Below are 14,860 nucleotides of genomic sequence, written 5' to 3'. Positions count from 1 at the left end.
CATGCAAATCATTCTGCTCGACAAAGTCGTGAACCTCGGTAACCTCGGCGAAATCGTCAAGGTCAAAGACGGCTACGCACGCAACTTCCTGATCCCTTCGGGCCGCGCACGCCGCGCCACGGAAGCCAACAAGGCCGAATTCGAAGCCAAGCGCGTCGAACTCGAAAAGGCTGCGGCTGCCAAGCTGGCCGAAATGCAAGCCCAGGGCGAAAAGCTGAGCGGCACCACCGTCAAGCTCACGCAAAAAGCCGGTGTTGACGGCCGCCTGTTCGGCTCCGTCACCAACCACGACATCTCGGCCGAGCTGACCAAGCAGGGCTTCCCCGTGCTGAAGTCGCAAATCCGTATGCCCAACGGCCCGCTGAAGATCGTCGGCGACCATGCCGTGACCGTGGCCCTGCACACCGACGTGGCTGTGGACATTACCGTGACCGTGTACGGCGAAACCGCTTAAGCGCTTTTTCCCTTCACGAAAAAAGCCGCTCGCCGAGCGGCTTTTTTCATGCCCGGCCGCATCCCCTGGCTATGCACAAGCTCCCGGTCCATTTCCACCCGATTTCCCCCGGTTATCCACAGCCTTATCCCGCGGTGTTTTGCGTCCACGGCGTACCATTCACCCTCTCCCAAGGAAACCCATGTCAGCCGTACTTTCCACCTATGACGATCCCGGCTACAGCCCCGACCGCCAGATCGCCCAGCTGCGCATTCCGCCGCATTCCATCGAGGGTGAATCCAGCGTGCTGGGCGGCCTGTTGCTCGACAACGGCGCCTGGGACCGGGTGGGCGACCTGCTGGTCGACGAGGATTTCTACCGCTCCGAGCACAAGCTGATCTTCGCCGCCGTGGGTGCGCTCATCAACGCAAACAAGCCGGCCGACATCATCACGGTCTACGAATACCTGCAGAACCAGGGCAAGGCCGACGAAGTAGGGGGCCTGAGCTACCTCAATTCGCTGGCGCAGTACGTGCCCAGCGCCGCCAATATCCGCCGCTACGCCGAGATCGTGCGCGAGCGCTCCATCCTGCGCAAGCTGGTGTCGGCCTCCGACGAAATCGCCACCAACGCCTTCAACCCGCAGGGCAAGGACGTCGCGACCATCCTCGACGAGGCCGAGCAGAAGATCTTCAAGATCGGCGAGCAGGGCTCGCGCATGAAGGAAGGCTTCCAGAGCATGGACACGCTGGTCGTGAGCCTGCTGGACCGCGTGACCGAGATGGCCGAAAACCCGCAGGACGTCACCGGCGTTCCCACAGGCTTCAGGGACTTTGACCATATGACGTCGGGCCTGCAGGCCGGCGACCTGATCGTCCTGGCGGCGCGCCCCTCCATGGGCAAGACCGCGCTGGCCATCAACATCGCCGAACACGTCGCGCTCAACGAAGGCCTGCCGGTGGCGGTGTTTTCCATGGAAATGGGCGCCTCCCAACTCGCCGTGCGTATCGTCGGCTCCATAGGCCGCATCGACCAGACCCATTTGCGCACCGGCGCCCTGACCGACGAGGAGTGGCCGCGCCTGACCGAAGCGATCGAAAAGCTGCGCACCGTTTCGCTTCACATCGACGAAACGCCGGGCCTGACCGTGAGCGAGCTGCGTGCCAATGCGCGGCGCCTGGCCCGCCAGTGTGGCAAGCTGGGCCTGATCGTGGTCGACTACCTGCAGCTCATGAGCGTCTCCGGTGGCATGGCCGAAGAGAACCGCGCCACCGCCGTCGGCGAAATCTCGCGCGGCCTGAAGATGCTGGCCAAGGAACTGCAGTGCCCGGTCATCGCGCTGTCGCAGCTCAGCCGCGGCGTCGAGTCGCGCACCGACAAGCGCCCCATGATGAGCGACCTGCGCGAGTCCGGCGCCATCGAGCAGGACGCCGACATCATCATGTTCATCTACCGCGACGAGTACTACACCAAGGAGGCTTGCAAGGAGCCCGGTGTGGCCGAGGTCATCATCAGCAAGCAGCGTAACGGCCCCACGGGTACGGTGAAGCTGGCCTTCATCAACCGCATCACCAAGTTCGAGAGCCTGGCGCACGGCGCGTCAGGGGACTTCTAACGATCACTGGTGGCCTCAAGGCGCAACACCCGTGTCAGCGGGTGTGCGCCTTTTTTTGCGTATGACCGTCACCGGCCCCGCAACACTCCCCGCTGACGAGGCTTGCACGGGCCTGGCGGCGAACAGTTGCTCAGCGCTGCTGATGGCGGCATCGACGTCGCCGCGGTTCAGCCGCTGAACCACAGACCCATTGACCTGCAGGTAGGCGCCGTTGCGCGCAATGGCCAGGAAACCGAACTCCATACCGCGGTGCACGGTTCCGATCACGCGGTAATGCTCTACCGGTGGAATGGCCCAGGGGGCCCTCAGGATTTTGTGCAGGCGAACCGTCAGGCGTTCATCCATACGGCTTTCTCCCTTGTTCTGGTATCGGATGGCATCGTTCTCCCCGTCTTCGAAAACTTCGCTGACGGTTTGCCGATCTCTTGTGAGGACGTTGAAGGTATTCGAGTTCGCCTGGGAGGCTCGCGCGAATTGTCTGTGCGCGGTAGATGTTTGTCGGATTTCCCGAATCCGGCTCGCTTTGGCCTGTTCTTTGCCGCTTGGACTGGCTAGCATCCGCCGGGACGGCAAGGTTGATCCGCGTTCGTCTGGATCCAAGGTTTGCTCCGTCCGGTTGTCTTGCGGGCACCCGAGCCGTCACTTGAAGTGGAAGTTTTTCAACTCACCAACCTACAAGGAAAATCCTATGCCTACCACCTCGAATAACGCGGAAGCCCACACCTTGTCGCGCAACCTGTCGTCCAATTTCAAAGGGGACGTGAATTCGCTCAACCAGAAGGTTGTCGAAGGCCGCATCCTCGAAACCGCCATTGCCCAGCTCGCGGGCCGGCCCGGTTTTAATCCGGCGGCAATCAGCATCGTGTTCGGCCTGAAGTGGTAACTGCCGGCTAGCCATCGCGGGGCGCGTGAAGATTTTTCGCGCGCCCCGTTCCGGCCCTGGTCCCTTATTCGCCCATTCCCATGTTTCGTTCGGCCATCGTCAAACTGACAGCGGTGTGCGACATCGATTGCAGCTACTGCTACATGTTCAACCAGGCGGACCGCACTTTCGAGCGCATGCCGGCACGCATGGCCTTGCCCACCGCTTTGCGCCTGCTGGACCGCATCTGCGACTACCATCCGCGGGGCGAGCCCGAACCCTTTTCCATCGTCTTGCACGGCGGCGAACCCATGCTCTGGCCCGATGCCAGCTTTGCCGAGCTGCTTTCGCAGATCGCTAGCCGCCGCGAACAAGGCTGGAACCTCGACGTCGCGATACAAACCAACCTGGTGCAGCCGATCGCGCCGCAATTGCTTTCCCTGTTTCGCGAACACCGCGTGTCGCTGGGCGTCAGCCTGGACGGCCCGCTCGAAGTGAACGATGCCGCGCGTGTGGACAAGCTCGGCCGCGGCACCTATGCGCGTGTCATGGCCAACGTCGAGCGCATGCTCGCCGACGGCGATGGCGGTTTGATAGGCGGTTTTCTGGCGGTGGCCAACCCTGCGCTGCCTCCGGTGGAGTTCCTCGCCTGGGTGCGAAGCCTGCCGATTTCCAAGGTCGACGTGTTGTGGCCCATCGAATTCAACTGGCGCCATCCTCCGTGGCCGCTGGGGGCGTCGCGTGCCTATGCCGCCGCGCCGCGCTACGGCGCCTGGTATGCCGAACTGTTCCGCGCCTGGTGGGCGCTGGACGATCCGGGCATCACCATCCGGCTTTTCAACAACCTGCTTCATGTCGCGCTGGGCGGGCTGGGCCATATCGATGCCCTGGTGAACGACAGCTACAACATGTTTGTCGTCAATACCGACGGCAGCTACGAATACCCCGACTACCTGCGTGTGGCCGGCGATGGCTCGGCCGGCACGTCTTTCCACATAGCCATGGACGGCATCGCCGCGCTGGCCGGTGACCCGCTGTTCGCGCGGCTGCTCAACTTGCGCGCCGAACTTCCCGCGAAATGCTCGGGCTGCCGCCACCGCCTGATCTGCGGCGGCGGTTTCCTTCCCGGCCGCAGCGACGCGAAAGACGGCATCGCGCAGCGCGAGTCCGTGCTGTGCGCGGACCAGATGTATTTTTTCGACACCGCGCTAGGCCTTATCGAATCTTCCCTTCAACAGCGAGGTAGCCATGCCCACAGTGACCCGGAAAATGCCGCCGCCACAGGCAGCCAAGCCTGAATTGCAGTGCGCCGATTTTGTCGAGCTGGCCTTGATGCCGGACGCCGTGATCACGGCCAACCTGGTCCATGAATCCGCCGCGGGCCGCCTGGACGACTTTCTGGCTCTGGCCGACATCGTTCAGGTTTCACCGGCGCTGGCCGCGCATCGCGAACACTGGGAGCAGGCGGTGCTCGACCTGGAGGCCCTGCTGCCGCATGAGCGCATCGCCATCGGTTCCTCCCCTTTGTACCGCCGCTGGTTGCATGCGACCGGGCGGGCGCTGATCGCGGGCGCGCCGCTGCCGGCTGTTGAGCCCTTGCTCGCGTCGGTCGCCAACTATATGCCGGGCCTTTCCGAGATGTCGCCGCGCAGCAGGGTGTTGATGTCACGCGGCGGCCGCATCGAGACCTGGGATTGCGCCGGCGGCGTCGAACTGCCGGCCGGCCATGCCGACGGCGCCTGGTTATGCCGGCGTAAAGGCGCCTGGGTCCACCTGAGCCGGCCGTCAGCCGGTGGCCAGACCTTGAGCACCTGTCTTGTCGCGCCGCAGGCGCTGCTGCCGCGGTCCCACATCGTGGTCCGCAACGATCTGCCGGGCTTGCGGGTGTCGCTTGACGAGACACGCACACCCGAGCGCGGCAGCACCGTGCGTGAACAGGAAACTGACGTGCGCGAACGCTCCTACCCGCAGGGCCGCCATCGCCCCATCATCGAAGCGGCGCAGGCCCTGCTGTCGGCCTGGCCCGAGGAGTATGACGACTGGCGCAGCATGATGCGCGTGGTGGTGCCGCGCCTGCCGCCGCCGGGCTGGCAGATGGAAGGGTTCACGATTTCCTCCATGCAGGGGGCGGCATGGATACACCCGTCCACGATCTTGCGCACCCTGGAAAGCTTGGTCCACGAGCACAGCCACGTGAAGCTGCGTTATATCGAGGAAGCCGTCCCGCTGCTGCAGCCCGTGCAGACTGGCGCGCGTTTTCCGGTCGGGTGGCGCACCGACCCACGCCCGGTGGTCGGGATCTTCGAGGGGGTTTATGTGCACCTGCACTGCGTCATGGCGCTGGTCCGCTACCTGCAGGACCATCGCCTCGATGCCACGCTGCGGCGAGATGCCACCACCCGCCTGGACGAATTGCGGACGCAGGCGCGTGAAGGTTTCGAACTGCTGCGCGCGCACGCACGTTTTACCGCGGCAGGCCAGGGCTTTTTGCACTGGGCTGAGTCCGCCTTGCAGGACAGCTGAAGCGCCGGCCCGGGAGAGGCTCGGAGAAAATGCGCCTTAGCGCACGCACTCAAAGCCGTACTGGCCTTCAGCCGGCTTGGTGATCAAGCGCGCATGCCGGCCGCCGCGCTTCTGGCATTCGGTTTCGGCGATCTCGGTGGCGTCGGGCAGCTGTGAAGGGCGGCCTTTGACGATGATCAGCTTTTCACTGTTGCTCAGCAGTTCGGCGGCACAACCCGAGAGCAGGGCGCCGGCCAGCAGCAGCGAAGACAGCAGGTAAGTGTTTTTCATGCGAATTTCCTTGATGGGGTTAATGTAAAGCCTGCGTCAATCCAGTCCCAGCGCCCGGTACACCCGCAGCGCGCCATAGGCATCATTGGCCGCGTAAATGATTTGCGCCTCCGTGAGCCTTTCGTTGGCCCAGTTGGAGGTCGCCGCTTTTTTGGACTTGAGGAAACGCTTGTTGAACATCACCGCCACGGCGCCGCGCACGCCCATGTCCTTGCGGTAGCCGCGCTCGCGAAACACCACGTTGAGGTCCAGCACACCCTGCAGGTCCGTGCCCAGCTTGCGGATGATGCGGCGCTGGTCGTCGCCCAGGCCAAAGCCGGCCTTGATCACGGCGGGTGAGCTCAGCACCAGGCCCACGGCGCGCCGGCATTCGGCGTCTTCGAGCTGGAAGATCCAGGCCTTGTGAAGGGTTGCGAGCTGCACGATGTGCGGCCCGTCCGAGGCCTCATTTTTGGCGAAGGTGGGTTTGGACTCGGTGTCAAAGCCCAGTACCGTGGCGCCGGTCAGGTCCTTGAGTGCCTGGGCTGCCCGCTCGGCGGTGGACACGACTTCGATCTGGTCCAGGCCCAGCCGCTCGAAGGGCTCCAGCAGCGCGATTTCTTCTTTACCGGGGGTGGGATGGCGCTCGGTCATAGGTATCCATGCAAAAAGGGCGTTCAAAAAAACAGGAATCGGCAAGGCTAGAGCTTACAGTCGGGGTAGGGCGCCATTCCGGGCAACCCGCTTCCTGACTCCACCATGGCCGCACAAAGCATCACCACCGAGCATTACAAGCTCTTTCCGTCGCCGCGCAACCGGCACCGTACGATTTTCCTGCACCAGGTGTTTGTGCCGCACTCCTACATGCTGATCGACATGGAAAGCTACCAGCTCAAAGGCAAATACAGCCTGTTCGGGGCTTGTCGGCTGGCCGACATGCGCATGGGCCAGCTGGTCACGCTGGAGCTGGCCGAAGACCAGGCCAGCTTCAACGCCAAGTTCGTGCCGGACTGAAACGCCCGCCACCCAGGCCTAACGAACGGCGCCCACGCCGCGCAGCATTTCATGCACGTCGTGCGTCATCACGGCCAGGAAGCCCGCCAGCGCCAGGTAATAAAACCCGTACTCGAAACGCGTGGCCGCGCTGACCGCGTAATAGGTCTGGGCCTCCTCGCTGTCCGATTTGTAGCGTATCGCCTTGAGCAGCTGCGGCGCGGCCAGCAGCGCCATCAGGATCAGCATGGGGCTGGGCCGCCAGAAGAACAGTGCCACCAGCACCGGTACCCCCAGCAGCCAGATGCGCGGCGACAGCACCGCGGTAATGCGCCCGCCGTCGAATGGCGACAGCGGGATCAGGTTGAAGAGGTTCAGGAAGAAGCCGGAATAGGCGATCGCGAGCAGCAAATTGCTGTCCTGGTCGCGTGCCACGAAATAGCAGGCCAGCGCCCCCACCGTGCCCAGCAGCGGGCCGCCCAGGCCCACATAGGCTTCGGTTTCCGCGTCATGCGGCATGTCCTTGAGCTCCACCCAGGCGCCCACAAAAGGGATGAAGGTGGGCGCACCTACATTGAGGCCGCGCTGGCGGGCGGCGATGTAGTGGCCCATCTCATGCACGAACAGCAGCAGCACAAAGCCCACCGCATAACGCCAGCCGAACAGCAGCGCATATGCGAACACCGACACCAGCATGCTGCCGCCGGTCAGCAGCAGCTTGCCGAACTTGGCGCCCGTGAAAAGCAGCAACAGGAGCTTGGCCATGCCGCTTCGCCGTTCAGGCTTTGGGCGGCGCGGGCGGCACGTCCCCCGCGCCGCCGCTGAACGCGGCGGGCACGGTGTCCTGCTCGGCCCGGCTGACCGCCGGCATAGCGGCAGGCACAGGGGCCGGCTTGCGTTTGAAGTATTTCAGGAACAGCGTGCCAAAGCCCGCCACGGCCAGAAAGATCACCTTCGCGAACTTGGCGAAAAACAGCGCGATCACCGCGAAGAAGCCCAGTTTTTTCGCGGCCACGCCCAGCACCAGCGCGGCCAGGCCGTATTCGGCCACCTTGTCGGTCTTGGCGTTGAAATCGGCGTAACGCTTGCCCTCGTCGTACTGCAGGGCGGCCAGCAGTTCCGCCGCGGCGGGCTTGTCCTTGGGCAGGTCGTCCAGCGCTGTGACCAGGTTCAGGCTGAAGTAACCTTCGCGGCCCAGCGCATAGGTGTTGTAGTTCACGCCCTGCGCCGCGCCTGAGGGCGCGCCGCGGTCCTTGCTGGACATGGCCCAGACCAGGCGGTGGGTGGCGGCGTTGTAGGCCGGCTTTTCAGCCCAGCCCACGATCTCCATTTCGGGGAAACCCATTTTTTTGCGCTCGGCGTTCGACGCCTCGGTGCCTTCGCGGTAGCTTTTGAGCAGCTCGTCTGCGTTCCAGTCCTTGGCGTCGTCGTCCTTCACATAGCCGGCCGCCTCGAAGCGCACCGTCATGAACCAGCTGTCGCCCGTGGCCGGAAACACCAGGCCCTGCAGCCGCGAGTCGGTGCCGGGGTTGCCCATGGCGTTGAGCAGCTTGCCCGCCTGGGGTTGCGGCACAAAGATGCGGCCGGCGGGCAGCTTGAGCACGGCCTGGCTCGCCAGCGCGATGTCCTGCGGCCCTTCCTTGGCGGCGGCGCGGCCCTCGGCCCAGATCTTTTCGCTTTCTTCTTTTGACAGGGTCTGTGCCATGGCGGCGGCACAAGACAGACAAACAGCCAGCGCGCAGATGCGCGTCCACAAACGGTTCATGAAAGCCCTCCTTGTTGGAATAATTTGCGGGCTATTCTGACACGCCACTCGCGAAGGCGGTCCGGAGGCAGCCCGAAAGTGCCCGGGCCGCCCTCGCCAACGGGGCCTAAGCCTGCAGCTGCCGCGCCAGCAGCACCGCCACATGGATGGCCTCGCGTTGCGCGCCGTCCTTGATCTGGTGGCGGCAACTGGTGCCGTCGGCCACCACGATGGCATCTGGCTGCTTGCGCACCGCCGGCAACAGGCTCAATTCGGCCATCTGCATGGACACCTCATAGTGGCCGGCCTCGTAGCCGAAGCTGCCGGCCATGCCGCAGCAGCTGGATTCGATCAGCTCGGGCTGCGCGCCCGGGATCAGCCTCAGCACGTCCAGGATGGGGCTCACCGCGCCAAAGGCCTTCTGATGGCAGTGGCCGTGCAAAAGAATGGGCTGGGCCGCGGGCTTGAGCCGGCCCTTGAGCATCTCGAGCTTGCCGCCCGCCGCCTCGCGTACCAGGAATTCTTCCAGTAGCAGCGCATGGCGGCTGATGGTCTGCGCCGCCTCGCCCAGGCCCATCACCAGCATCTCGTCGCGCAGCGTCAGCAGGCAGGAGGGCTCCAGGCCGACGATGGCGATGCCGCGCTCGGCGAAGGGCAGCAGGGCGCCCACCACCTCGCGCGCCTTGGCCTTGGCCTTGTCGACCATGCCGCCGGCCAGGTAGGTGCGGCCGCAGCACAGGCTTTTGCCGTCGGCCGTGGTCTTGGCGGCGACGTGCACCGTGTAGCCGCCTGCCTGCAGCACCCTGAGCGCGGCCCAAGCATTTTCGGATTCGAAATAGCCGTTGAAGGTGTCCACGAATAGCACCACGGGCTTGGTGGCGGCCAGCACCTCCTCGCGGCTCGCGGTGTGGATGCGGCCCGGCGGCGCCGCGCCGGCTTCAGCCTGTGCGCCCAGCCGCTTCCAGAAGGTGTTGCTGCGCCACTGCGGCAGCGTGCGGCGCGCCGACAGGCCCAGGATTTTTTCACTCCAGGCCGCCAGGCCCGGCACCTTGTCGCGCAGGTTGAGCAGCGGCGCGAAGCGGCTGGCCCAGTGCGCATAGTCGGGCAGGTGGGCGACCAGCCGGTCTTTCAGCGTGTAGCCGTGTTTGGCCTTGTAATGGTGTAAAAACTCCACCTTCATCTTGGCCATGTCCACGCCGGTGGGGCAGTCGCGCTTGCAGCCCTTGCAGCCCACGCACAAGTCCATGGCCTCCTGCACGGCCTCGCTGGTGAAAGCGTCTTCCGCTTTCAAGCCATCCAGTTGGCCCGACAGCGCCAGGCGCAGCGTGTTGGCGCGTCCGCGCGTCAAATGTTTTTCGTCCCGTGTGGCGCGGTAACTGGGGCACATGGTGCCGGTATCAAACTTTCTGCAGTGGCCGTTGTTGTTGCACATCTCCACGGCCTTGGCAAAACCCTGGGCCGGGTCGCCTCCGGTGCCCGGCTCGCTGGTCTGCTCGGTCACCGGGTCGTTCTGCACGTCCCAGGCGCTCCAGTCCAGCGCGGTCTTGATAGGGATGACCTTGTAGCTGGGCGGAAAGCGCATCAGCCGTGTGTCGTCCATCTTGGGCGGGTTGATGATGCGATTCGGGCTCAGCAGGTTCAGCGGGTCCAGGTAGTTCTTGATCTGCGCAAAAGCCTCGTTGATCTTGCGGCCGAACTGCCACTCAATCCACTCGCCGCGGCACAGGCCGTCGCCGTGCTCGCCGCTGTAGGCACCCTTGTAGTGGCGCACCAGGGCCGAGGCCTCCTCGGCGATGGCGCGCATCTTGGCGCCGCCCTCGCGCCGCATGTCCAATATGGGCCGCACGTGCAGCGTGCCGACAGAGGCATGGGCGTACCAGGTGCCCTTGCTGCCGTATTTGCGGAACACGTTGGTCAGCGCGTCGGTGTACTCGGCCAGGTGCTCCAGCGGCACGGCGCAGTCCTCGATAAAGCTGACCGGCTTGCCGTCGCCCTTGAGGCTCATCATGATGTTCAGGCCCGCCTTGCGCACTTCCCAGAGGTTTTTCTGCGGCGCGTCGTCCATCATCTCGACTACCGAGCCGGGCAGTCCCAGGTCGCCCATCAGTTCCACCAGCTGGCGCATCTTGGGCGCCAGCTCAGCCTTGGAGTTGCCCGAGAACTCCACCAGTAAAATCGCGTCGGGCTGGCCGATGAGCGCAGTGCGCACCGTGGGTGCGAAGGCCGGGTTCTGCAGCGACAGCTCGATCATGGTGCGGTCCACCAGCTCGACTGCGCTCAGCATGCCGTCGCCGCCCAGCTTCACGATGTGCTGGGCCGTGTCCATGGCCTTGTAGAAGGTCGGGAAGTTCACCACGCCCAGCACCTTGGTGCGCGGCAGCTCGGCCAGGCGCAGCGTGAGCGATTTTGTCAGCGCCAGCGTGCCTTCGCTGCCCACCAGCAGGTGGGCCAGGTTCACCGAGCCGTCCTGGGCATAGGGCTTTTCGTTCTGGTTGTTGAAGATGTCCAGGTTGTAGCCGGCCACGCGGCGCAGCACCTTGGGCCAGTGCGCCTCCAGCTCGGGCCGCAGCCGGTCGGACAGCGTTTTTACATAGTCGCCCAGTTCGCGCGCCGCGCCGCCGGCCTTGTCATAGCGGCCCAGTTCCAGCAGGCTGCCGTCGGAGCGCCAGGCGCTGGCGCCCAGCACGTTGTGCACCATGTTGCCGTAGGCAATGCTGCGACTGCCGCAGGAGTTGTTGCCGGCCATGCCGCCCAGCGTGGCCTGCGCGCTGGTGGAGACGTCCACCGGGTACCACAGGCCGTGCTGCTTGAGCGAAGCGTTCAGGTGGTCCAGCACGATGCCGGGCTGGACTTCGGCCGTGCGCTCGCCCGGGTCCACGGCCAGGATGTTGCGCAGGTGCTTGGCATGGTCTATCACCAGGCCCGCGCCCACCGTCTGCCCGCACTGGCTGGTGCCGCCGCCGCGCGGGACTATGGGCACCTGCAGGTCACGGCAGATGTCCAGCGCGGTTTTGACGTCGGCATCGGTGCGCGGCACAAACACGCCCACGGGCGTGACCTGGTAGATGGACGCGTCGGTGGCATAGCGTCCGCGGTCCGCCGGCGAGAACAGCACCTCGCCCTGGGTTTCGGCGGCCAGGCGCGCGGCCAGCCGGCCGGCGACCTCGTTGCTGACGCGGGCCACGTCGTCATACGCCTGGGCCGCGGCCTCGCGGCTGATCTTGAGGGGGAGGGGAGCGTTCATCGCGGCTTTTCGCCTTTGGGTGGGGGACTGTGATGGGAGAGCCGGGCCGGGCTCAGGCCTTGGCGCCGCTCTTGCTGTTCGTGGCATGGATGGCGCGCAGCTGCTGCACCACCACGTCGCGCTTGCTGCTCAGGTGGCGCAGCAATACGTTGCGCATGGCCGCGCCGTCACGCTTTTGCAGGGCTTCGATCATCAGCTCGTGTTCCTTTACGGCCGCTTTCCATTTCTCCTCGTCCTGGTTGGAGCGAAAGCGCAGCGCCTGCAGCCGCGCATTGACCTGCGCATAGGTGCTGGCCAGCACCGGGTTCTTGGCGGCCGCATTGATGGCGCTGTGGATGGCGGCATTGAGTCGGTAGTAATTGGGCAGGTCGCGGCGCGTGTAGGCGGCCAGCATCTCGAAATGCATGGCCTTGATTTCCGCCAGCTCGGCCTCGGTGATGCGTTCGGCGGCCAGCTCGCCCGACTGCGCTTCCAGCCCCGCCATCACCTCGAAGGTATTGAGCACGTCGGCTTCGGTCAGTTCCACCGCGATCGCGCCGCGGTTCGGCAGCAGTTCCACCAGGCCCTCGGCGGCCAGCATCTTGATGGCCTCGCGCAGCGGCGTGCGCGAGACGTTGAGCACCTCGCTGAGTTCGCGCTCATTGAGCTTGGCGCCGGGCTGGATGCGGTTTTCCACCAGCATCTGGCGCAGCCGGTGCGCCACCTGTTCATGCAGGGCGGCGCGGGGGATGGGGATGATTTCAGCAGCCATGGGTAAATTTTGTATGCAAAATTTACCCCTGTCAAATCGATATTTAATCCTTTGATGTATTGACAAATGAATTTTGTATGCAAAAAATAGGGGCTTACTTCAGGAGCAGACCGCCATGTTGACGCTTGACTTTCATCCCACGGGACGTCATTTTTTGCAGATTCCCGGCCCTTCGCCGGTGCCGGACCGCATCCTGCGGGCCATGAGCCTGCCCACCATAGACCACCGGGGCCCTGAATTCGCGGCGCTGGGCCTGAAAGTCCTGGCCGACATCAAGAAGATCTTCCAGACCAAACAACCCGTCATCATTTATCCGGCTTCGGGCACCGGCGCCTGGGAAGCGGCGCTCTCCAACACCCTGAACCCCGGCGACCACGTGCTGATGTACGAAACCGGCCACTTCGCCGCGCTGTGGCAAAAGCTGGCCGCGCGCCTGGGCCTGAAGACCGAGGTCATCAGCTACCCCGGCGCCGATATCTGGCGCCACGGCGTGCAGGCCGCCCTGATTGAAGAGCGCCTGAAGGCCGACACCCAGCACAGCATCAAGGCCGTTTGCGTGGTGCACAACGAAACCTCCACCGGCGTCACCAGCAACATCGCGGCCGTGCGCAAGGCCATGGACGCGGCCAAACACCCGGCGCTGTTGCTGGTCGACACCATCTCGGGCCTGGCCTCGGCCGACTACCGCCACGACGAGTGGGGCGTGGATGTCACCATCAGCGGCTCGCAAAAAGGCCTGATGCTGCCGCCCGGCATCAGCTTCAACGCTGTCTCCGCCAAGGCCCTTGAAGCCAGCAAGAAAGCCACCTTGCCCAAGGCCTTCTGGGCCTGGGACGAAATCATCGAGATGAACAAGACCGGCTACTGGCCGTCCACCCCCAACACCAACCTGCTGTACGCGCTCAGCGAAGCCTGCGACATGCTGCTCGAGCACGGCCTGGAAGCCGTGTTCGCGCGCCACCAGCGCTGGGCCGCGGGCGTGCGCGCGGCGGTCAAGGCCTGGGGCCTGCAGATCCAGTGCGCCGACCCGGCCGTGTATTCGCCGGTGCTGACCGGCGTGATGACGCCTGAAGGCGTGGATGCCGACGCGGTGCGCAAAATCATTTATGAGCGCTTCGACTGCTCGCTGGGCACCGGCCTGGGCAAGGTCAAGGGCCGCATGTTCCGCATAGGCCACTTGGGCGACTGCAACGACCTCACGCTGATGGCGGCGCTGTCGGGCTGTGAAATGGGCTTGAAACTTGCTGGTGTCAAGCTCGCGGGTTCGGGCGTGCAGGCCGCCATGGACCATTTCTCCAGCCATGCGGCCGTGGTGCCGCAGCGCAAGGCGGCCTGAGAGCCGCCACCGCCATCCGCCTTCAAACTGTCACTTCGCTTCGTTCTACTACTGAATCAGAGGGAAACCATGCAACGCAGAACTTTTATCAGCGCGACGGCGGCCACGGCCGCCCTGGTGGCGTCACCCATGCTCAAGGCGCAGACCCTGCCGTCCGGCCCGGTCCGCATCATCGTGGGTTTCCCGCCCGGCGGCGGCACCGACGCGCTGGCGCGCGTGGTCGGGCAAAAGCTCTCCACCATGTGGAACACCTCGGTGGTGATTGAAAACAAGGGCGGCGCCGCAGGCGTCATCGCGGCCGACTATGTGGCCAAACAGCCGGGCGACGGCAACACCCTGCTCATGGCCCACATCAACAGCCACGCACTGGCGCCGGCGCTGGGCCTCAAGCTGGGCTACAACCCCGAGCGCGACTACGTGCCCATCAGCATGGTCGGCGTCACGCCCAATATGCTGATCTGCAACGCCGATCAGCCCGCCAAGACCGTCAAGGACCTGGTCGCGCTGTGCAAGGCCAGGCCGGGCCAGATCAGCTTCGCCTCGGCCGGCGGCGGCTCGGCCCAGCATTTCGCGCTCGAGATGTTCAAGCTGCAGGCGAAGATTTTCGCGCTGCACATTCCCTACCGCGGCTCCGGCCCGGCCCTGGTCGACCTGATAGGCGGGCAGGTCAACTACTGCTTCGAGACCATGACCTCGGCCACGCCGCACGTCAAAAGCGGCAAGGCCATCGCGCTGGCGCAAACGCGGCTCAAGCGCGCCAAGGGCCACCCCAATGTGCCCACCATGGCTGAGTCGGGCTTTCCCGGCTTCGAGGCCACCGTGTGGTACGGCCTCATGGGCCCGTCCAAAATGCCGCACGCCATGGTCCAGCGCATGAATGAAGACGTCAACAAAGTGCTGGCCATGCCTGATGTGCAGGAAAAGATGGACCAGTACGGCGCCGAGGACGGCGGCGGCAGCATCGAGAAGTTCGCCACCTTTATCAAGGCCGAGCAGAAGAAATGGGCGCAGGTGGCCGAGCAGGCCAAGGTCAAGGTTGACGCCTGACACCCCCTGCGCGCCTGGGTGGGACCGGCCTGGCGCCGGTTTTTTTTATCAACAACAAACAAG

At 64.6% G+C, this 14,860-nt stretch carries 15 protein-coding genes; 8 read left to right on the top strand and 7 right to left on the bottom strand.

Features of this window, described 5'->3' with window-relative positions:
- Position 1 precedes the first annotated feature (1 nt).
- Together rplI and dnaB are read left to right on the top strand one after the other, a co-directional pair.
- Positions 2 to 454 (top strand): 50S ribosomal protein L9, encoded by a 453-nt coding sequence (rplI, locus tag BLQ85_RS03820; RefSeq protein WP_007871075.1) that lies wholly within the window; start codon positions 2 to 4, stop codon positions 452 to 454.
- Positions 455 to 635: 181 nt separating this feature from the next.
- Entirely contained in the window at positions 636 to 2,048 is a 1,413-nt protein-coding gene (gene dnaB / locus BLQ85_RS03815; RefSeq protein ID WP_074574908.1) for a replicative DNA helicase, read from the top strand.
- Positions 2,049 to 2,063: 15 nt separating this feature from the next.
- Here dnaB and BLQ85_RS03810 read toward each other — a convergent pair whose 3' ends face one another.
- Positions 2,064 to 2,393 (bottom strand): hypothetical protein, encoded by a 330-nt coding sequence (locus BLQ85_RS03810; RefSeq protein ID WP_074574906.1) that lies wholly within the window; start codon positions 2,391 to 2,393, stop codon positions 2,064 to 2,066.
- A gap of 343 nt (positions 2,394 to 2,736) precedes the next feature.
- Here BLQ85_RS03810 and BLQ85_RS03805 point away from each other — a divergent pair, with 343 nt between their 5' ends.
- The 3 genes from BLQ85_RS03805 to BLQ85_RS03795 all read left to right on the top strand — a co-directional run bounded on the left by BLQ85_RS03805 (position 2,737) and on the right by BLQ85_RS03795 (position 5,433).
- Positions 2,737 to 2,931 carry a hypothetical protein gene (locus tag BLQ85_RS03805; protein ID WP_074574904.1) on the top strand — a complete coding sequence of 65 codons (195 nt, stop codon included), beginning with the start codon at positions 2,737 to 2,739 and terminating at the stop codon, positions 2,929 to 2,931.
- Between the two features lie 80 nt (positions 2,932 to 3,011).
- Positions 3,012 to 4,208 (top strand): radical SAM protein, encoded by a 1,197-nt coding sequence (locus BLQ85_RS03800; RefSeq protein ID WP_074574902.1) that lies wholly within the window; start codon positions 3,012 to 3,014, stop codon positions 4,206 to 4,208.
- A complete protein-coding gene (locus BLQ85_RS03795) occupies positions 4,159 to 5,433 on the top strand; it encodes an aKG-HExxH-type peptide beta-hydroxylase (RefSeq protein WP_083336727.1) in 1,275 nt (424 codons plus the stop codon). Before BLQ85_RS03800 ends, BLQ85_RS03795 begins: the two co-directional genes overlap by 50 nt.
- A gap of 36 nt (positions 5,434 to 5,469) precedes the next feature.
- On the opposite strand, the gene BLQ85_RS03790 is transcribed toward BLQ85_RS03795, so the two are convergent.
- Both BLQ85_RS03790 and BLQ85_RS03785 read right to left on the bottom strand, forming a co-directional pair.
- On the bottom strand, positions 5,470 to 5,703 hold the full coding sequence (locus BLQ85_RS03790; RefSeq protein WP_074574897.1) for a hypothetical protein: 234 nt from the start codon (positions 5,701 to 5,703) through the stop codon (positions 5,470 to 5,472).
- A 36-nt stretch (positions 5,704 to 5,739) separates the two neighbouring features.
- Positions 5,740 to 6,336, bottom strand: coding sequence for a 3'-5' exonuclease (locus BLQ85_RS03785; RefSeq protein ID WP_074574896.1), 597 nt, complete (start codon positions 6,334 to 6,336; stop codon positions 5,740 to 5,742).
- 105 nt (positions 6,337 to 6,441) lie between these two features.
- Between BLQ85_RS03785 and BLQ85_RS03780 the strand changes: the two genes are divergently transcribed.
- Positions 6,442 to 6,696, top strand: a complete 255-nt coding sequence (locus tag BLQ85_RS03780) for a hypothetical protein (protein ID WP_074574894.1) — start codon at positions 6,442 to 6,444, stop codon at positions 6,694 to 6,696.
- An 18-nt stretch (positions 6,697 to 6,714) separates the two neighbouring features.
- Here the strand turns inward: BLQ85_RS03780 and BLQ85_RS03775 are convergent, their stop codons facing one another.
- The 4 genes from BLQ85_RS03775 to BLQ85_RS03760 form a co-directional block, all read right to left on the bottom strand.
- A complete protein-coding gene (locus BLQ85_RS03775; protein WP_074574892.1) occupies positions 6,715 to 7,440 on the bottom strand; it encodes a site-2 protease family protein in 726 nt (241 codons plus the stop codon).
- A 13-nt stretch (positions 7,441 to 7,453) separates the two neighbouring features.
- Positions 7,454 to 8,440, bottom strand: a complete 987-nt coding sequence (locus BLQ85_RS03770; protein WP_074574890.1) for a DUF2167 domain-containing protein — start codon at positions 8,438 to 8,440, stop codon at positions 7,454 to 7,456.
- Positions 8,441 to 8,546: 106 nt separating this feature from the next.
- Positions 8,547 to 11,663, bottom strand: a complete 3,117-nt coding sequence (locus BLQ85_RS03765) for an FAD-binding and (Fe-S)-binding domain-containing protein (RefSeq protein WP_083336726.1) — start codon at positions 11,661 to 11,663, stop codon at positions 8,547 to 8,549.
- Positions 11,664 to 11,715: 52 nt separating this feature from the next.
- Positions 11,716 to 12,414, bottom strand: coding sequence for a GntR family transcriptional regulator (locus tag BLQ85_RS03760; RefSeq protein ID WP_074574888.1), 699 nt, complete (start codon positions 12,412 to 12,414; stop codon positions 11,716 to 11,718).
- Between the two features lie 115 nt (positions 12,415 to 12,529).
- Between BLQ85_RS03760 and BLQ85_RS03755 the strand changes: the two genes are divergently transcribed.
- Positions 12,530 to 13,750: a pyridoxal-phosphate-dependent aminotransferase family protein gene (locus BLQ85_RS03755; RefSeq protein ID WP_074574886.1), complete on the top strand. Its 1,221-nt coding sequence runs from the start codon at positions 12,530 to 12,532 to the stop codon at positions 13,748 to 13,750.
- 69 nt (positions 13,751 to 13,819) lie between these two features.
- Positions 13,820 to 14,797 (top strand): Bug family tripartite tricarboxylate transporter substrate binding protein, encoded by a 978-nt coding sequence (locus BLQ85_RS03750; protein WP_074574885.1) that lies wholly within the window; start codon positions 13,820 to 13,822, stop codon positions 14,795 to 14,797.
- The last annotated feature ends 63 nt before the right edge of the window (positions 14,798 to 14,860 follow it).

The sequence above is a fragment of the Polaromonas sp. JS666 genome (assembly GCF_900103405.1).
Classification (GTDB): Bacteria; Pseudomonadota; Gammaproteobacteria; order Burkholderiales; family Burkholderiaceae_C; genus Polaromonas.
Note: the sequence above shows the minus strand (reverse complement) of the source record. Positions and strands in the feature narration are given on the sequence as shown.